Consider the following 20,339-nt stretch of genomic DNA (forward strand, 5'->3'; position numbering starts at 1 on the left):
GTAAGTTCAATTAATATAAAGACATAAAAAAAGCAGCTCGATATGAGCTGCTTTTTTAAATGAAATCATTCTAATATTACAAATCAAATCGCATCTGGAAATAAACGTAACGTGGTAATACAAATGTTTGAGTGGTTGCCGTAAATATTTGCCCAAAATTATTATCCACTACTGCCTCAGCATTTAATAAGTTAGTAGCAATTAAAGAATATTGCCATCTCGAGCTAGGTTTTTGATAACGAATAGAAGCATCTAAAAATTCATAGGTATTTACAGCTCCTAAATTATTAGTGTACTTATTATAATCATAATCTGCTCTTAATAGCCACCTCTTACCTAGTTGCCAGTCTATTCCTGCTCCGTAAGTATTAGTAAGCCCTTCTACCAAGGAATTACCGTTATCACTATTATTAACTGCTCTAGTATATGATGCGTCAAAATTTAATCCTTTATCAAAATTAGATCTTGCTGTTAAAGATCCAGAGTAAAGAATATTTGATGCTTCTATGTACTCGCCCAAAAACAGGTTAAAACTTTTAGACCAGCTACCGCTAGCCCTTGCTCCAAACTGAATTTTTTTAACCTCTTTACCATAATTTATGGAACCACTTAATGATTCATTAGGGAAAATAGAATTAATGGGTTTGAGAGTCTGATCAATACCATCTAAATCCACATCAGATTGAATCGCATCACTTTGTTTAGTATAAGTGATATTACCAAATATGGTTGTATAATTAAACATATTAAAATTCCTATATCTTAAAGAAATTTGGTCATTTAAAGAACCTTCTAACTGGTTGTTACCTTCATTGAGGTTATTATAATTTCTGAATACAATACCTTCAGCATAGCTATCTACATCAGAGAAAGTAACATTCTGCGTATAGTTTAAAGTTAAGCTCTGAGAGCTTTTAATATCATAACGTATGTCTAAATCAGGAACTAATCTTTGTGTTTCTATAGCGTTTTCTTCATCATTTTGAAAATCATAAGTTTTAAAACTATGCGCTGTTATACCAGGTGTAAATGTAAACTTACCAGTGATAAATTTATAATGTAAGGCTGCATATAAATCAGTAAAATTATATTGAACATTATTATTAAGTAAATCAGGGTCGTCTAATTGGTTTACAGAACCATCATTAACGATTTGAAAAATATCAGTATTATAATTTTGATTAGAAATAGTAGTTCCTAGTGTCACGTTAATATTGCTGGTTTTATTTAATACGTAGAAGTAATCCAGCTTAGCGTCAAATTTATTAGTGTTTACAAATCGTTCTTGATTTATATTGAAAGCATCTTCAGGATTTTCCTGTTCAAGCCCTAATTGACCATTAAATGGTTCTGTAGTTACACCATCCCTAATGTTACGTATAGCGTTATAAAAAGGATCTTCCTCTTGATTTAAGAACTGACTCTCAAAAGCTAGAATATGTTTTTCTCCAGCGGTATAATAAGCACTTAATGATTGATTAAAGGTGTAAGGCTTTTGTCTGTTTTCTTGAGCTATATCTTCTACTACACCTAGGCGACTTGAGGTCAAGTCAGAAATCTCACTTTCTTGTGATATATTAAATCTACCATCATATACGATGGATAAATCTGAATTAGGATTATAATTTGCACCTAATTTGAATAAGGCAACTTCACTGCGCTCCAGCGAGCGATTATCTGTTTCTTCTAAAAAACTATCATCTACAGGGTCATTTGGATCTGAGTCTGAATAATTGTTTTGATTCAATACTTGAGTACGAGTGTCATTACTGGAAAGAATGGCAAACGCACTCATATCTAGCTTATCATTTACTTTCCAAGACGCATTACCAGCAAGAAATCTACTATCTATAGAAAGAGCTCTGTTAGTAGCAAATGCATTAAAAGAACTCGCTGAACCTACATTAATAGAGGCATTATTTTGTCGAGTATCTCTACGTCCAAAACCGACGAACCTAAAATAATCTCTACCTGTGAAGGCTGGAACTCCTAGATTATTAAAATCAGTTAGAATATTAACAGAGAAATTCTCACTGTAATAAAAGGCTTTGGGTTGTATAAGATAACGCTCAGCCTGTCCACCATATCCTGCTCCTACTGTAGCTTCTCCAAACCAGAATTTCTTCTTTCCTTCTTTCAGTTTAATATTAATCACGTATCGATCTTGATCGTTCCCTAGTCCTTTCAACTGTGACTGGTTATTATAATTTTTAAGTACTTGAACTTTACTTACTGCATCTGCTGGAATATTCTTTGTAGCTAGTCTAGAGTCACCTTCAAAGAAATCTTTCCCTTCAACTTGGACTTTTTCAACAACCTGACCTTCTACAGTAATATCTCCGTCATCGTTTACTTCAACACCTGGCAGCTTTTGAAGAACATCGCCTAGTTTATCCTCAGTACCGTTTGTAAAACTGTCTGCGTCATACACGATAGTATCTCCTTTAATAGAAACGGGCATTTGATAAGTTAGATTAATAGCATCCAACTCATCTGCACCAGCCATCATCATAAAGTTTTTCACAAGATCACCTTGTAACTTTTCTACCTTTTCCTCAATTTGTTTTAGACCTAGAAAAGATACTTTAATTGTATAGGTACTATCTTGCTTAAGACCTTCTAATTTATATTTACCTTCTTGATTTGTAATACCGAAAGCGCCAAGATTTTTGTCTTGTTGATAAGCTATTACATTTGCCATTTGTAATGGGACACCTAGGCTATCAACAACAGTACCGGTGATTTTATAATTTTGTGCGATTGAAGTGCTTAAACAAAGCAATGCTACACACAGTAAGAGTATATTTTTTTTCATATGAATTCAATGCTCAATGGCATTCTGTTTTTTGGTTAAAGAAATGCGAGAAGGTTAATCTCGCATTTATAGAAAAGTATTTCATGAAGTAGCTTATCGACCACCACGACCGCCACGACCACCGCGACCACGTTGTCTAAAAGCTTCCATTTTTTCTTTTAATATAGCATCATACTCTGCCTGCGTAACTTCTTCTCCTTTTTTCTCTGGCTTGATTTCATCACGCTCTTCAGGATTAATAGTTATCTGAGAACATAGTAAAGTTGTATTCCCTGCGTTAACTTCTAGAATTAAACCAGGTAAACCGCCATACACATCAGGTCCATGTTGCACTGGTATTTCTGGAGTAAACCACGCTACTACCTCAATTTCTTCAGGCTTTTCAAACATTTCCTCAATATCTCCATTTTCTCTAGCAATACTATCTTTTTTCTTTTGAGCTGCTTGTTCTTCAGGATTTTCACCTCGTCTTCTTCTGAAATTACTCCAATCAAACTCTCCACTTGGCATCGTTGCTGTTGCTTTAATCGCGGTGTAGTTACCAATCTTTCTTGACTCTCCTGTAATTTTCCATTCTAATAATGGTAAAGAATCTTTTATTAAGAAAGTTTTACCCATCATATCACGTTGCTCGACAAACATTCCTTCAGTTACATTTTTATACTTTTCACCGGCCAGCATGGTTCCAAGAAAACCACCGAAACCACGGCCTTGCCCAGGCGCTTCAAGAGCCACCTCTTCTTTATAAGTAGACTCTGTACGATTAAATTTGAGGACAAATGTCTTTTCAGTCATTTTCTTCATGTTTTCTTCAATACGCTTGCGACGTTCTGGAGTCATCTCGCGATCTCCTTCCATCCAGCTATTGTCCATTTTAACTTTAGACATGTAGGTCGCCTCACCATACATTTCCTGAGCGTTAATTGTTGTAGCACCTAGTACTACTGCAATAAGAAGTAATATTTTTTTCATAGTCTTGTCAATATAATCTGGTTAAAATTAGCCAGACGCTTTCTTTTAAAAGTTAAGACTATCAAAAAGTATAAAGGTTTAATTATCCTCCAATAGATATTACTCTGAAACTACCATTTCCAGAACCTCTATTTTTCATCATCTCATCAGATTTCTTTTTTTGTAATGCGTCAAAGTCCTCTTGATTGATTTTTTTACCACTTCTCGGCTTTTTTAGATCTAGTTTTTCATCAGGATTTAGAACAATCTCTTTTAATAATATGGTGGTTTCCTGTTGCTGTACTTCGACAATAAGACCAGGCAGGCCATGATATTCTCCTGGACCATTGCTTACTGGTATGTCTGGCGTGTACCATGCAGTAATAGTTGGATCTGCCTCGACAACCATAGAAGTAATGCTAGTATTAACTTCATCATCGGTATCATCCTCTATTTCCTCTTCAACTTCTTCTTCAATCGGCACATAAATAGCTTTAAAACAGGTATACTGACCTATCTTTTTTGTTTCGCTCAAAAGTTTCCATTCATAGGTTGGCAATTCATCTATTATGACAAAATCTTTCCCCATGATGTTACCTTGTTTGATATAACTATTTTCTTCAATATTTTTATAAATAGTGCTACCTACTCCACCACTGGCAGAAAAGGAAATAGAAATCCCATTAGTAGGTTTACTAGGTGTAGCAAGTTGTTTTACTTTATCATATGATGATTCTGTTCTTGTAAATTCAAGCGTATATTCCTGTTTACTACCTTTTTTTAACTGTTCCATCATGGCTTTTACAATTGGGTCACTTTCGGCTTTTTTAGTCATTGTTGAATCCTCTGGTAGATCAAACTTTGTAAATGCGATGTAGGTTGCTTTTGCTTTAAATTCTTGCTGTGCCTGTGCGGTATACGCTTTCGCGAAAGCGAGAATAAAAAAACTGATCAGAGTAATTTGTATAGTTTTCATAATGTTGTGTTTTGATGACTCAAAGATGTAGCAATTAACTCAAATACAGCGTTAACCAACGTTAACGAGTGTTAACTGGTTTTTTTACAAGCCTTTATTATTGCACCTTTGATATTATGAATGAGAGATCTTATAGATATTTACTTTACCTAATTAGTGCTGTAATTGCGATAACACTAGCTATACAGGTGTACTGGAATTATAAAAATTATAAAGAAAGTGAACGCCAGTTAAAAATTGACTTACAAACTACACTTGACCAAAGTGTAGAGGATTATTTTACTCTACGCGCAAAGAATAACACCATAAGCTTTATAAATAATGGTGAAAATGAATTTGGCATTACAGATGTATTTGAGCAATTGGATTTTGAAGACCTTGATGAAAATGATGAATTAAGATTTCCAGATAGCGTTAATATTAAAGGAATTACAATTTTAAAAGGCGTACATGCAGATACCTTACCTAGATTTAAAGTAAAAGCAAATAATGATTTACCAGATATCCATATTACAGATAAAAAAGGAAGTGATTCTACATCTGTAAAAATATCAAACATTCGATTTACTGACGATGAGTCTGAGACAGAGATAGAAGAACTTACTAATCGTATCGTATTTTCTATAAAATCTAATAAATTAAGAGTTGAAAAGGTAGATAGTATATTTAGAAATCAGCTTCAAGCAAAAAACATCTCCATCAATCATCAATTGGTTTATAAAACACTAGATTCTACATACCAGACAATAGTTCATTCTTTTCCAGGTGATACACTTATTAGTTTATCTGAGCTTATCGATGACGAGAATAAACTTGAATTGACTTATAGCGGTTTAAATACTAATGTATTAAAACGTAACCTTACTGGCATATTGCTATCTACTTTACTAATTGCTAGCATCATTTTGTGTCTGTTCTACCTATTAAATATCATTAAGAGACAAAAGAACTTAAATGCGATGAAAAATGACCTCATCTCAAATATCACCCATGAATTTAAAACGCCTATTGCAACAACCAGTGCTGCTCTAGAAGGCGTGCAAAACTTCACAAGTACAGGTGATATAGAGAAAACTGACCGCTATCTCAATATGGGTCGCGAGCAACTGGACAAGCTTAATAATATGGTAGAAAAACTATTGGAAACCGCAAGTCTAGATGGTAAAGAACTAGCCTTGCAAAAAGGAGAACTAGTCATCGCTGATATGATTGATGTTTTGGTTTCAAAGTTTAAATCACAGACCTCTAAATCTCTTAAATTCATAAATCATACGAGTGATTCAAATTTTGCAGGTGATGGATTTCATTTAGAAAATGCTTTTAATAATCTTATAGATAACGCTATTAAATACGGTGGCACAAATATTCAATTAGAACTTTATAAATCTGCACAACAGTACGAACTTCTCGTAACTGATTCTGGAACTGGATTAACTGCCAAAGAATCCAAGCAAATTTTCAATCAATTTTACAGAGTTCCTAAAGGAAACGTGCATGATGTAAAAGGATTTGGTATAGGACTGTATTACACAAAATCTATAATTGAAAAGCATGGTGGATCTATTACCGTTGCTACTAAACCTAGCACTCAATTTAAAATAGTCTTACCTCATGAATAAAGAAAAGACACATATATTACTAGCCGAGGACGAGCCAGCACTAGGTATGATCATTAAGGAAAGTCTAGAAACCAGAGGCTTTAACGTTACCCATTCTATGAATGGCGTGCAGGCTTATGAGTCTTTTGAGAGTCACCATCCACAAATCGCGGTACTCGATGTGATGATGCCCGAATTAGATGGTTTCTCATTAGCAAAAAAAATAAGACAGGTGAATGAAGAAATGCCTATCATCTTTTTAACAGCAAAATCGCAGACAGAAGATGTTTTAGAAGGCTTTCATGTAGGTGGTAATGATTACCTTAAAAAGCCTTTTTCTATGGAAGAGCTTATCGTGCGCATCAACAATTTACTATCTCGACAACAGACCCAGCAAACTGCAGCTAATTATCAGGTAGGTGATTATACCTTTAACTTCCCACAACAACGATTAGCTTATCGATCTTATGAACCTATTAAATTAACACATCGAGAAGCGCATTTATTATATAACCTTTTAGAAAAGAAAAATACCGTTTTAGATCGCACTTTTATTCTTAAAAAGCTATGGGGCAACGATGACTTTTTCTCTGGCCGTAGTATGGATGTGTTTATTTCAAAACTGCGTAAAAAACTAGCGCAAGACTCACAAATAGAGATCGTAAATGTGCGTGGTTATGGTTATAAACTTATCGTTCCATAAACACAGACTTTTTTAAGCATCAAGACATCAATTGAATAATTGTTTGTATTTTACAATAATGAAATGGACGCTTCTGCTCTTCTTAATAAGCTCGTATAATTTAATTGCACAAATCTCTACTGATAATAGCATATCGCTATCATGCGATTCCTTTTATGGTGTGGATGATTTTGAGAGTATATATTACAGTACCGATAACGTTCTATATAAAAAATCAGAATCTAAGCGATTAGAGTTTTTTGACATACAACTAGGTGATATCACCAGTGTAGACATCATTAATCCATTAAAGATATTAGTATTCTATAGAGATACACAAACTCTAGTTTTTTTAGATAATCGTTTAAATGAGCAACAACGACTCAACTTTAATACTCTTAAACCTCAACGATTTATAGAACATGTACGACTAGCTGGCGAGCGACGTTTGTGGTTATATAATCTAGATTTATCCAGGTTAGAACTCTATGATTATACAAATCATAAATTAGTGAATAGCACAACACCTGTAAAAGAACCCGTTATAGAGATGCAAAGTGACTATAATTTCTGTCATCTAATCACTGAAAAAGGCATCATAACATACAATACATATGCGAGTGAAACCAGTCGTATAATTGAAGAATTAAAACTGCCTGTGGCCTTTGACTTTGAGCAACTGGGCTTTCAAACAGATAGCGGTTGGAAATGGTATCGATTTGATAAAGAATTTCGCTTTCGCGAAAGCGAAATCACCACATCTTTTTCTCAAGAATACTCGCCAGAATCGCTTTATCTAAAGGGTGGAAAACTTTATCTTTACCACCAGAAACGCTTGCACGTTCAAACTATCAACCTGAAGAAACCTTAATATGCACATTGCTGTCGCCGGAAATATAGGAGCTGGAAAAACTACTCTTACTAAACTACTTGCAAAACATTATAAATGGACACCTCAATTTGAGGACGTTTTAGAAAACCCTTATCTAGAAGATTTCTATACAGACATGGAGCGATGGTCATTTAACTTGCAAGTATATTTTTTAAACAGTCGTTTCCGTCAGGTATTAGAAATACGTGAGAGCGGTCAGAAAATCATTCAAGATCGTACGATTTATGAAGACGCAAGCATATTTGCGCCTAATTTACATGCGATGGGCCTATTATCTCAACGTGATTTTGACAACTACTCATCACTATTTGATTTAATGGAGAAACTAGTTGCCGCTCCAGATTTATTAATCTATTTACGCAGCTCTATCCCTAATCTAGTAAGCCAGATTCACAAACGTGGTCGTGATTATGAAAACACCATCTCGATTGATTATTTAAGTCGTCTTAATGAGCGTTATGAAGCTTGGATCCACGGCTATGATAAAGGAAACCTTTTAATCATAGATGTAGACAATATTGATTTTGTAAATAATCCCGAAGATTTAGGTGATATCATCAATAAAATTGACGCAGAACTTACTGGGCTTTTTGCTTAGCATCTATCGATTAGCAGACGATTCAATTAGATAATCCATCCCATTTCACGGGCGTGAATTACGGCCTCTTTAGATTCTTGAACGAGTAGCATTGGACATATGGTAAAAGAGTCTGCAATGGATTTTACTCGAGCCATTTTCTTATCATGATTGACAGATCTTAAATAGATGGCCATGATACGGTCAGGATATTGCTGTGCAACATCTTTATAATAATCAACATCATGCTCGCCACTATCGCCTATGAGAATGAAATTCATGTCTGGATAGTGCTTTAAAATATTGAGCAACTCATGTACTTTATGAGGCCTTTTTAATTTAGGCGTTCTATCCCATGGTGTGGGAAAATCTCTGAGAAGAATAGGTCCTTTAGGAAAACCATGAAAATCTAAGAACTTCTCGAGGTACTTATATAAATTCCACGGACTATTGCTTAAATAAAACATCGGGTTCTGATCGTTACCGGATGGTCCTCGATGTAACAATTGATATAAACTTGCAGCGCCTTTTAATGGTAACCTACGATCATAGTTTTTAAAAAAGGTATTGAATGCAACACGTATTTTTAAAAAACTAGTAACGCCAGTATGCATAATGGTGTCGTCTATATCGCTTATCACTCCATAAACAGCACTTTGCGGCGGTATTAATGTTTCACCATTGAAACTATTCTTGGCAAGTCGTTTTTGCTTTTTTGCTTTCGTGAAAGCGGCATTATCCTCATCAAACTTTACAGCCAGACTTAAGTAGCCTTCATCATCAGATAGATCTTCCAGATCTATGTCTACTGTAATATCAAACAAAAAATAACCTTCATGATCAGCCTTGGTCTCAAACTGTGTGCCGTTAGGCAGCGTTAATCCTACTGATGCATTACGTATCTCATCAGTCTTAAATGTACGCCAGGTGTTGCGCAGTGTCTGGTAAAAGGTTTGCTGTTCATAATGTTTAAGAGGTTGATCTTCTAGCGCACGACCACGTATATACAGGTGGTTTTTACCGCTATAAGTGCGGTAAATATCTAGAATCCAAGGATCTCTTTTAAACAGTGCCATGACGTGAAAATAAGTAATAAATGGTTGATATAAAAAGTCCCATTCTAGCAATGCCAGAATGGGACTTAGTTACTTGCACCCTAAAACTAATTAAAGTTAATTACCTCTTGATTGAGAGCCTGTATTTTAGCCTCAACTTGCGCTTCTGTTCCTACATACTTATGAGACTTAGTTATCGTCGCACCATTTGCAGACGATTTATAAGTAACATTTGCAGTGACTATACCTGTTTCTGCATCTACAGATTTTTGAATATCCATGTTTTTATAAAGTGAGCTCGTCTCTTCATTGTTTTGCACGACTTCTTGCTCAATCTGTTGCGTGATAACACTTGCCTGTCCATCTGTTGAATGACCACCCAAGATAGGTGCTATAACTAGACCTATTAAACACGTAAGTTTAATCAAAATATTCATAGAAGGACCAGAAGTATCTTTAAAAGGGTCACCTACTGTATCACCAGTTACGGCAGCTTTATGCGCATCAGAACCTTTAAAAGTCATCTCACCATTGATTTCAACACCAGCTTCAAAAGATTTTTTGGCGTTATCCCATGCTCCACCAGCATTATTTTGGAAAATAGCCCAAAGAACACCACTTACTGTTACACCAGCCATGTAACCACCTAACATCTCAGCAATCGCAAGCGGATCCATTCCAAATATCATAGGCACGAATGCAATTACCAGTGGGAAGCCAATGGTTAACAAACCGGGCAACATCATCTCTTTAAGAGAAGCTCGTGTAGAAATATCTACACATTTGTCATACTCTGGTTTCCCAGTTCCTTCCATGATTCCAGGAATATCTCTGAACTGGCGGCGTACTTCTTCTACCATTTCCATGGCTGCTTTACCAACTGCGTTCATCGCTAGTGCGCTAAACACAACTGGTACCATTCCACCTACAAATAGCATCGCAAGCACTGGAGCTTTATAAATATTTATTCCATCAATTCCGGTAAAAGTCACATATGCTGCAAATAGAGCTAGTGATGTTAAAGCTGCACTCGCAATAGCAAATCCTTTTCCAGTAGCCGCTGTAGTGTTACCTACCGCATCTAGAATATCAGTTCGCTCGCGTACAATAGGTTCTTGTTCGCTCATCTCTGCAATACCACCAGCATTATCTGCTATAGGACCAAATGCGTCGATGGCTAATTGCATAGCCGTAGTGGCCATCATAGCACTAGCTGCAAGAGCCACACCATAGAATCCTGCAAATGCGTAAGAAGCCCATATCGCGCCAGCAAATAATATTACTGAAGGGAATGTTGATATCATACCTGTCGCTAGACCAGCAATGATGTTTGTTCCTGCACCTGTAGAAGATTGCTGTACAATTTTAAGAATAGGTTTTTTACCTAATCCTGTGTAGTATTCTGTTACAGATGAGATGACTGCACCTACCACAAGACCTACTAGAGTTGCATAGAATACGTTCATAGAAGAAATATTCATTACTCCTTCGCCATAAAAATTCATTTGCATCGTGTCTGGCAACATCCATACACATAGACCATAACATGCTGCAGCAACTAGTACGATAGAAGTCCAGTTACCTACATTTAAGGCTTTCATTACTTGAGATTCTTTTGCATCATTACTGGTGATTTTAACCAGCATCATTCCTATAACTGAAATTATAATACCTACACCTGCAATAGCCATAGGTAATAAGATAGGACCTATCCCACCGAAACCTTCACTCACAATATCGCCCTGCATATCTCTTATCACATAATTACCTAAGACCATTGCTGCAAGAACTGTTGCTACATAAGAACCAAAAAGGTCAGCACCCATTCCGGCTACATCACCTACATTATCACCAACGTTATCTGCAATAGTGGCTGGGTTACGAGGATCATCCTCAGGAATTCCAGCTTCTACCTTACCTACTAGGTCAGCACCTACGTCTGCCGCTTTAGTATAAATTCCACCACCTACACGGGCAAAAAGCGCAATAGACTCAGCACCTAGTGAGAATCCAGCGAGTGTTTCGAGCACGATAGTCATTAAATCACCTGGTGTTCTCATTTCTCCCATAAATTCTGTTGCTGCCCATTCTCCATTCATAAATACATGAAAGAAAATGATAAAGAATCCAGTAAGACCTAGAACTGCAAGTCCTGCAACACCAAGTCCCATTACAGATCCACCACCAAAGGATACACCTAACGCTTTGGGCAAACTAGTACGAGCAGCTTGAGTTGTTCTTACATTAGTCTTTGTTGCAATTTTCATCCCTATATTACCTGCATATGCCGAAAATATGGCGCCACAGATAAAAGCGATAACAATCATCCAGTGCGTAGAAGGAACTACAAAAGACACAATAGCAAGTAGAACACTTACTATGATAACAAAAAATGCTAATAATTTATATTCTGCTTTTAGAAAGGCGAGCGCACCTTCATAGATGTGATCTGAAATCTCTTTCATTTTCCCATCTCCTGCATCTTGTTTCAAGACCCAAGATTTCTTAATAAACATGTAAAGTAATCCTAGAGCTGCCATTAATAATGGCATGTAAATCATGTATGATTCCATATGTTTTGTTTTGTTTGGTTTTTTAAATCTAGCTAATGTAATAAAATTATGTTAACAAAACTATAACGTTATAGTACTAAGATTATTAGGGATTCGCTTTCGCGAAAGCGAATACAAACAAAATTTACAATGGCATATACTTTATTGCTTCAACAACTTTTTTATAGCTTTATGATCTGCGTTTGAAATTTCCACAAAATAAAGTCCTGATGACAAATTTTCTAATTCAAGCGTGTGACTTAAAGTAAACGATGAAAAAGAGCTATTAAACACTACCTGACCAGAAGTGTTATAAATAGTAATATGCTGAAAACTTATGTTACTAGAGATAGTAACCAGACTGTTTGCTGGGTTAGGAACTAGCTGTAATTGAAACAAATCACTATCTGTTACACTTGCAGGAACGGCAACAGCTGTTGTCTCGAGATTTGTAATAATAGGCGCATTAAAATCAAAGTAAATCTCAGCTTGATTAGAAAAATCATCTCCTAAAACCAGTGTATCTATGGTTTTAATTTTAAACAGTACATAACCTTGACTCGCAGGAGCGGTAAAGGGTAAGTTAATATTATCGAATTGAAATTCTATCTTATTACCACTAGATATTGTGGTAGTATAATCGTGACTAGAGCTTAAAGGAACTAATGTCGAGATATCATACTTTGCCGTATCGATATAATCTACAATACGTACATTAATGGCACTCGCTGTTCCTTCATTCTCAAAACGGATTCTATAATGAACATATTCACCTACTTCACTAGGTAAAATAATATCACCTTGTAAGCAAGTCTTATCATTAGGATCATAAGAGTTAACAACTTTTTGCCTAGTAATAAAAGTATTATCCTGAGGTGTCGCGTCTGTACCAGAATAATTAATAGCAGATCTGAAAACTAATAAATCATCTAATTGTAAAGGGTAATTAGGATCTGTAGGCGTATTGAGATTAAAATTAATTAAAACTTCTCTTGTCTCAAATGGTTGAATATTTGAATAATTCCAATTTAAAACTCCTGGACTGGTTGAGGCTACAGCAGGTGTTGCATTCAAAAAGGTCATGTAATCGTTTTCAAACTGCATATTAATTGTGCCTGACAATACACTCGTTCCCTTATTTTTATAAACTAACTTGTAATTAGCATCAAATCCAGGTCTACTGTCACTGATAGGAAAAAGAACAATCTCTAAATCATTAAACACACCTAAATCAGTAATGCAAAAATCTTGAGTGATTATGCCTGACTGATTGATTGTTACGCTAGGGTTACTAGGAGAAATATTAAAACGCTGATTATCGATTATAGGCGTGATATTATAAGTTCCAGGTCGCAAGTTTGCACTATACTCTCCATTTATAGCAACCACATCAATTGAAGCTTCAGTATTACTAATATTCAAAGGTATATTTAATGCTTTAGGATCGTTGACATCACATCCGCTCATATCTATGTCATAAGAAAATAGACCATTCAAGGTTTGAACAGCACAATTCTGAGCGAAAGTATCATTAGTTATGGTCCAACCTCTATTAGTTAATACAGCTCTAGAAAAAGCATCACAATATTCTAAATTTGTAATACCAAGGTTTTTATTTTGATACTGTAAATCTACAAACCGGTTTAATAACGCATCATAATTGTAGGTATCAAGATTAGTATTTTGAACAAGGTTAGTTAGGTTTACTCCAGAGTTAAATGCCCAAGAACTTAAATCTTGATTAAACTCTAAAGCACCGAAGAACATCCCACTCATTAAAGTGACATTACTCACATCCCAAGATTTTAATGTTTGATTAAAATCTTCCGCACCAGTAAACATTGATGTCAATATTCTTGCGTTAGTTATATCCCATGTATTTATAGGTTGGTTAAAACTTCTAGCGAGATGAAACATCCCATTAAACTCAGTGACATTAGATACGTTCCAACTAGACAATGGTGAATTAAAAGCATATGCTCCTTTAAACATATTTTCCATGTCCGTAACGTTTGAAACATCCCAGTTTGATATGTCCGAATTAAAATTTATGGCATAGGAGAACATTTCAGACATGTTTGTCACACTACTTAAGTCTGGTACATCTGTAGCGTTTATGGATAGGTTTTGACAGTACTTAAATGACTCTTCCATCGTTTGAAACTGTGAATTACCCCATTGAGTAACGGTTATATTATTGTTAAGATAAAAATTTACAGACTCTAATGGACCTGTCACTACAACCGTATACATTCCAGCCGTTGGATAAGTATGTGACACTTGCATATCATAAGGTGATCCATAGGAATTAGTCATCCCATCGCCCCAATCTATGGTAATGTTAGCATTTGAAGTAATTCTAAACCTATATGAATTAGTTACATCTACATCGAAGACAAAATCATCTATGGTTTGAGAACTCGCAATGATTCCAAAAAACAAAAAAACAATCGTAAAAATTCTCATATATTATCTATAGTATTTAAAAACCGCCCACAAAATACGATTAATAGTTAATTGTAAGGAAAATCTTTAGAAGGAAGTATTAAGAGATATTCAAGTAATACTAACCAATTCCGCTATCCAGCGGTATGACATTCTAGAAACTAAACCCAAAACTACCCGTTATCGCCATAGATCGAGCGTCGGGTAAATAGTTGTATCCACCTCTAAAACTTACGTCTAGTCTGAATACTTTGAAGATATTACCTATTCCAGCGCTGTATTCCCAGTAAATATCTTCGGGAGCGAGATAAGTTAAACCGCTTGCATTTAAAGCTACATTTTCATCACTAATCTTTCCATAAACAGCGCGTACTCCTACAAGCTCTCTAAGATTCAAATCACGTAAATATGGAACACGTGAAAAGAGTCTACCATTAAAATTATGATTTAAGTGAAGTGTCACATATTCATCAGTCACAAATTCATAAAAATTCATGGTATTAAATGCTCCTGTAATATTGAAGTAAGTCTGGTTACCAGGAACTACATTTAGTAATGCTAGTGGCACTTCTCCAAACGTCTTACCAGCCTCTACGCGAGCAGTTAACCTACCAAAAGCACCTATCTGCAAGGGATGACTGTAATAGAATTGTACTTTGTCAAAGTTAAAATCACTTTCTAGTAAACCTTCAAAGCCTCGAGTATAACTAGCAAAAAGAATAGGATATTCACCACTATTAATGATCGTCCTATCTACTCCATAGTTAGAGGTTTTACGGCCTGGTGTATAGGTCATTGTCAGACTAGCATCTGCTTGTCTGGTTTCTGTCTCTATTCCACCTGGTGCATCTGCATCAAAATAATCTAGACTAAAAACATCAGGATTACCACTCTTAATGGTACGATAACTGGTACCTAATCTAAATTCTAGATTATACTTAGGCTCAAAGCTCAATGCTAGTGTAGATAAATTGATACTGGATAAACTGGAGTTATTTCCCGAGGTGATCAAGGCACTTGATGCGAGACTACGTCCTAACACATCATTTGTATTAGTCAAGCTAGCGCCCAATTGTTCTATATCCCGACGGTTTCCTCCAGAAATGGTTAATCTGCTTTTTTTATCCATTAACCATTTACCAGCGATACCATATTTAAACTGATTATCTCTAAAACCATAAGCACCATAGCCTTCTAATCTCCACATATCATTTGCAGAAAAATAAGTTCTTCCACCACCACGCAACCTTAAGCCTTCTACATCATTAAAACCAAAAACACTGAAAACAGGCCCTATATCAAAATTGTCAATTTCATAGTATCCAGACGCGAGAATGGTCCCGATATTATATAAACGCTTGAATTTCTTATTGGTCTTAAGAGTGTCTAGCATGGTATAGATTTGTTTCTCATCTTTATTGAGTTTTTCTAATCTATTTTCATCCCAGTAAGCCTCATCACGATTATAGATTTCTGGATCATAATCATTGACTCTGCGCTTATAAAAATCTTTATCTTTAGGAATATCAAATTGATAATTATTAAAAAGTGTCGTTCTCTTTCCGTACATACCTTTCGACTCTTCTTTTTTATTAAGCGCAAAATCGCTCATAAAATAATCTCTAGTAATAAGGAAAAGGCTATCATTTAAAACGTCATACTCTTGCTCGATATAAATTTCTTTCACCCAGTTAACATTGGCACTTTTTGTTGCTTGTAGGTTGATCTCCTTAATCGCATAAGAATCTGCCGCTACCCAAAAGTCTCCTTTAAATGTTAACTCACCTTTCCTACGTGGATAATAAATAATATTATATGCTTCAACTCCATCAATAATAGCCGTATCTCTTAAAATATAATTATAAGTATCAATACCGCTTTTACCTACTGGACTAGTAAAACTCTTATCAAAAAATTTAAGATATCTCTCATACACATCAATGTCTGCATACAGGTCCTTCACAAAAGCTATAATCGTTTGATTGTTTGAAAATCCAGAGTTCTTGTTTGCTTTTATATTTTCCTTTTCTTTATTAATTTCATTATCACCATATACGGTAGATAAGGATTCATTAATAAAAATTGGTAGATATGTTTTACCTGTCACATTGCTGGTGTCTGCATAGTCAAATATGAATTCCATACCACGGAAAAGCTTTGAATTTACCATCTGACTATCGATGGTGTTCATATCAAACTCAAGTTTTTCATACTTATCATATTGATATTGCTTGAATTGAGAAAGTCCATTTTTACGACGATTTTCCCATACTTTACGTAAGATATCAAGCGCTGGGTTATTCTTTTTAGATGTTTTACCCGTATAAATCACAACAGCATCTAGTGCTGCAGCTTCAGTCTTTAAGGTTAAATTGAGCTCAAGATTAACACGGGATTCTAATGTATATGTAAGTGTTTCATAACCTATGAATGAAATCTGAATGGTATCATAATTATTATCAGATTGTAAGTAGAAACGACCATTATCGTTGGTAATCGTTCCTTCACTAGAACCAGGAAAAAAGACATTTGCAAATGGCACACCATCACCAAATTCATCATAGACCACACCACCTACTTTAGTTTGTGCGGTTATAGTAGTAGACACAAGAAACATGATGATTACCATCAATTGTGATGAACTCGCTTTCGCGAAAGCATATTTAAAAAAATCAATCATAATATAAGAAAGTAAAAATCAAAAGTAGGTTTCTTGCAATAAAACAGAGGTACAAACTTTAAAAATAGTTGTTAACCTTTTATCTCAACTAGTCATTAATCCATAAACTCTCATATGGAACGTCAATATTTTTACTACATTATATTCTTTTTACTACTTCATCACTCTGATGCTCAAGTAGGTATCAATACTTCTAATCCTGCCGCAGCGTTGCACATTAACAACATTTCAGATAACGAGAAAAACGGAATTATTTTACCTCAACTGGACGAATTTCCCGTTACCATAACCGCAGATCAAGATAGTATGATGATTTATATTACTGGAAATGGTAGCGTAAATAAAGGTTACTGGTTTTATGAACATGGAAGCGGTTGGCGTAAATTAATCGATAGTACCAGTGCTGAAAGTTTGCAAATGTATCGCAATCCGAAGTTTCCTGATGGGATGAAAGGAATACAGCCTGTCACTCATGACTTAAAAACAGGAGGATATTCTGTCCCGGCAGGCAAGAATCTTTACATAACTTCACTCTATAACTCAAGAAATATCGGCAATATGATTGTTCTAGATAATACGACATCCTTAAGTTTTACTCTAATTTCTAATACTGAGGCTAGTTATACTTTTCCAACATTTAACAATCCCATTCTCGTAGGGCAAAATGATCTTTTAGGAGGTACTTTTGTATTTAATGGCTTTTTAGTTGATGCCACGGTAGACCCTATTTATACCTTTTCTTCTTATACAGTACCAGCTAACAAAATTTTTATTTATTTAACTAGTAATAACAATAGCTCTTCACTTCCCATTGCCGAAATAAGAATAGGTGCCACCGCGGTAACTCAATCAGGAACAAATAACAGTCGTAGTGGAAATGTAGAGGCACTTGCTATGCCTTTGTTTATAGACGCCGGAGAGACTATAAACAATATGCAATCTGGAAGCACCATGAACGGCTATTTAATAGACAAATAAAAAACCCAGCTTTTTGAGCTGGGTTTTAAATCTTCTTAATAATAGAATTACTTTTTGTACATCACTTTCTTAACTCCATCAACAACGTGAGTGTGATTAGGCAACCACTCTGCAAATAACACTGGAGAGTACGGCGCTGGAGTATCCTGTGTATTAATCTTATAGATAGGCGCATCTAAATAATCAAATGCTTCTGCTTGTACCATGTGAGAAATCTCAGTGGACACGTTACCAAACGGCCACGCTTCTTCAAGAATAACTAATCTATTGGTCTTTTTAACAGATTTTAAAATAGCCTCTTTATCATACGGACGTACTGTTCTTAAATCGATAATCTCACAAGAGATACCATCTTTCTCAAGCTCGTCTGCAGCTTTATATGCTTCTTTTATAATTTTACCAAAAGAAACGATTGTGACATCAGTTCCTTCTCTTTTAATTTCAGCAACACCTATAGGTAGGATATATTCACCTTCTGGCACTTCTCCTTTGTCACCATACATTTGTTCAGATTCCATAAAAATAACTGGATCATCATCACGTATCGCTGCTTTTAAAAGACCTTTTGCATCATACGGGTTTGAAGGTACAATTACCTTAAGACCTGGTGTGTTTGCAAACCAGTTTTCAAAAGCCTGAGAGTGTGTCGCCGCTAATTGTCCAGCACTAGCTGTAGGACCACGGAAAACAATAGGACATGGAAATTGCCCACCGCTCATCTGACGAATTTTTGCAGCATTGTTGATTATCTGATCAATTCCTACTAGCGAGAAGTTAAAGGTCATATACTCTACTATCGGTCTATTACCAGTCATGGTACTTCCTATAGCGATTCCTGCAAAACCTAATTCTGCAATTGGTGTATCAATAACACGCTTTGCACCAAACTCGTCTAGCATTCCTTTTGAAGCCTTATAAGCTCCATTATATTCTGCAACCTCTTCACCCATTAAATAAACGGACTCATCACGGCGCATTTCTTCACTCATTGCTTCGGCTATTGCCTCGCGGAATTGAATAGTCTTCATAAATACTACTGTTTATAACAAAAGAACAACAAAAATAGTTTACCCAACCTTAGCACACCACATTTTTAAGATAAAAAATGTCCCTTTGAGGTTATAAAAAAGTGCGTTATGTCATTGAAATCGTTTTCGTAACTGCGTTATGGTTGCGTTAAAAAAGCAAGTACACTGATATAATAAAAGTCTCTAATGCTGATTAAGAGCATAAAAGACATTAAATTTATTATGCATGCATAGTTTTTTTAGTGTTTTTTACGTATTTTCGCAAACGTTTGAAAACTCATAATAAAACCGTGAAATATGAAGATTTTAGTTTGTATCAGCCACGTGCCAGATACCACTTCAAAGATTAATTTTACTGACAATAATACTCAGTTTGACACAAATGGTGTTCAATATGTTATTAACCCAAATGATGAATTTGGTCTAACTAGAGCCATGTGGTTTAAAGAAAAACAAGGCGCTAGTGTGGAAGTTGTAACAGTTGGTGGATCAGAAGTTGAACCTACTCTTAGAAAAGCCCTTGCGATAGGTGCAGATAGTGCAACACGAGTTGACGCACCTGCGTTAGACGGCTATGCCGTTGCTCAAGAACTTGCAGCAGTTGTAAAAAACGGTGGTTATGACCTAGTCATTGCTGGACGTGAATCAATAGACTACAATGGTGGTATGGTACCAGGAATGGTAGCTGCCATGACAGGTGCTAGTTTTGTAAACACTTGTATATCGCTAGAAATAGACGGTAGTACTGCGACTGCAACTAGAGAAATAGATGGCGGTAAAGAAACTGTAAGCGCAACACTACCTCTTATCATCGGTGGACAGAAAGGTCTTGTGGAAGAAAGCGACCTAAGAATTCCTAACATGCGTGGAATCATGATGGCTCGTAAAAAACCATTAAATGTGGTACCATCTGTAGCAACAGCTACAGAAACAAAGACAGTTTCTTTTGAGAAGCCTGCTCCTAAAGGAGATGTGAAATTAGTAGCTGCAGATAATCTAGATCAACTTATTGACTTGTTACACAACGAGGCAAAAGCGATATAATAGATCTATTCTAATTATGCTTTCGCGAAAGCGAAATAACATTATCATTAACAAGTAAAGAGCATC

The 20,339-nt window shown here is 35.5% G+C and carries 14 protein-coding genes; 6 read left to right on the plus strand and 8 right to left on the minus strand.

All coding sequences use genetic code 11. From position 1 onward, the window contains the following. Nucleotides 1–76: 76 nt before the first annotated feature. The 3 genes from ACJJVI_RS03795 to ACJJVI_RS03805 form a co-directional block, all read right to left on the minus strand. A complete protein-coding gene (locus ACJJVI_RS03795; RefSeq protein ID WP_042270992.1) occupies nucleotides 77–2,815 on the minus strand; it encodes a TonB-dependent receptor in 2,739 nt (912 codons plus the stop codon). A 93-nt stretch (nucleotides 2,816–2,908) separates the two neighbouring features. Next, the gene (locus tag ACJJVI_RS03800; RefSeq protein WP_348022238.1) at nucleotides 2,909–3,787 is read right to left on the minus strand and encodes a GLPGLI family protein; all 879 of its coding nucleotides are present in this window, start codon (nucleotides 3,785–3,787) and stop codon (nucleotides 2,909–2,911) included. A gap of 82 nt (nucleotides 3,788–3,869) precedes the next feature. Continuing rightward, nucleotides 3,870–4,742 carry a GLPGLI family protein gene (locus ACJJVI_RS03805; protein WP_405350484.1) on the minus strand — a complete coding sequence of 291 codons (873 nt, stop codon included), beginning with the start codon at nucleotides 4,740–4,742 and terminating at the stop codon, nucleotides 3,870–3,872. Nucleotides 4,743–4,858: 116 nt separating this feature from the next. Between ACJJVI_RS03805 and ACJJVI_RS03810 the strand changes: the two genes are divergently transcribed. From ACJJVI_RS03810 to ACJJVI_RS03825, 4 genes are read left to right on the plus strand one after another with little or no spacing between them, the layout of a single operon-like run. Beyond that, entirely contained in the window at nucleotides 4,859–6,361 is a 1,503-nt protein-coding gene (locus ACJJVI_RS03810; protein WP_405350487.1) for an ATP-binding protein, read from the plus strand. After that, nucleotides 6,354–7,043 (plus strand): response regulator transcription factor, encoded by a 690-nt coding sequence (locus ACJJVI_RS03815; RefSeq protein WP_405350490.1) that lies wholly within the window; start codon nucleotides 6,354–6,356, stop codon nucleotides 7,041–7,043. Before ACJJVI_RS03810 ends, ACJJVI_RS03815 begins: the two co-directional genes overlap by 8 nt. Nucleotides 7,044–7,101: 58 nt before the next feature. Beyond that, nucleotides 7,102–7,893, plus strand: a complete 792-nt coding sequence (locus ACJJVI_RS03820) for a hypothetical protein (RefSeq protein WP_397301655.1) — start codon at nucleotides 7,102–7,104, stop codon at nucleotides 7,891–7,893. A 1-nt stretch (nucleotide 7,894) separates the two neighbouring features. Next, the gene (locus tag ACJJVI_RS03825) at nucleotides 7,895–8,512 is read left to right on the plus strand and encodes a deoxynucleoside kinase (protein ID WP_006796088.1); all 618 of its coding nucleotides are present in this window, start codon (nucleotides 7,895–7,897) and stop codon (nucleotides 8,510–8,512) included. A 26-nt stretch (nucleotides 8,513–8,538) separates the two neighbouring features. On the opposite strand, the gene ACJJVI_RS03830 is transcribed toward ACJJVI_RS03825, so the two are convergent. The 4 genes from ACJJVI_RS03830 to ACJJVI_RS03845 form a co-directional block, all read right to left on the minus strand. Further along, nucleotides 8,539–9,567 carry a phosphatase domain-containing protein gene (locus tag ACJJVI_RS03830; RefSeq protein WP_317290240.1) on the minus strand — a complete coding sequence of 343 codons (1,029 nt, stop codon included), beginning with the start codon at nucleotides 9,565–9,567 and terminating at the stop codon, nucleotides 8,539–8,541. 86 nt (nucleotides 9,568–9,653) lie between these two features. Next, on the minus strand, nucleotides 9,654–12,119 hold the full coding sequence (locus ACJJVI_RS03835; protein ID WP_405350494.1) for a sodium-translocating pyrophosphatase: 2,466 nt from the start codon (nucleotides 12,117–12,119) through the stop codon (nucleotides 9,654–9,656). A gap of 141 nt (nucleotides 12,120–12,260) precedes the next feature. After that, nucleotides 12,261–14,564, minus strand: a complete 2,304-nt coding sequence (locus tag ACJJVI_RS03840) for a BspA family leucine-rich repeat surface protein (RefSeq protein ID WP_405350497.1) — start codon at nucleotides 14,562–14,564, stop codon at nucleotides 12,261–12,263. 133 nt (nucleotides 14,565–14,697) lie between these two features. Beyond that, nucleotides 14,698–17,223 carry a DUF5686 family protein gene (locus ACJJVI_RS03845; RefSeq protein ID WP_348022232.1) on the minus strand — a complete coding sequence of 842 codons (2,526 nt, stop codon included), beginning with the start codon at nucleotides 17,221–17,223 and terminating at the stop codon, nucleotides 14,698–14,700. A gap of 114 nt (nucleotides 17,224–17,337) precedes the next feature. On the opposite strand from ACJJVI_RS03845, the gene ACJJVI_RS03850 reads away from it, so the two are divergent. Continuing rightward, entirely contained in the window at nucleotides 17,338–18,201 is an 864-nt protein-coding gene (locus tag ACJJVI_RS03850) for a hypothetical protein (RefSeq protein ID WP_405350501.1), read from the plus strand. A 47-nt stretch (nucleotides 18,202–18,248) separates the two neighbouring features. Here ACJJVI_RS03850 and ACJJVI_RS03855 read toward each other — a convergent pair whose 3' ends face one another. Next, the gene (locus tag ACJJVI_RS03855; RefSeq protein WP_006796092.1) at nucleotides 18,249–19,229 is read right to left on the minus strand and encodes a pyruvate dehydrogenase complex E1 component subunit beta; all 981 of its coding nucleotides are present in this window, start codon (nucleotides 19,227–19,229) and stop codon (nucleotides 18,249–18,251) included. 297 nt (nucleotides 19,230–19,526) lie between these two features. On the opposite strand from ACJJVI_RS03855, the gene ACJJVI_RS03860 reads away from it, so the two are divergent. After that, entirely contained in the window at nucleotides 19,527–20,273 is a 747-nt protein-coding gene (locus tag ACJJVI_RS03860; protein WP_036584084.1) for an electron transfer flavoprotein subunit beta/FixA family protein, read from the plus strand. Nucleotides 20,274–20,339: the final 66 nt, after the last annotated feature.

Origin of the sequence: Nonlabens sp. Asnod3-H03, from assembly GCF_045063665.1 — a bacterium.
Taxonomy (GTDB): Bacteria; Bacteroidota; Bacteroidia; order Flavobacteriales; family Flavobacteriaceae; genus Nonlabens; species Nonlabens ulvanivorans.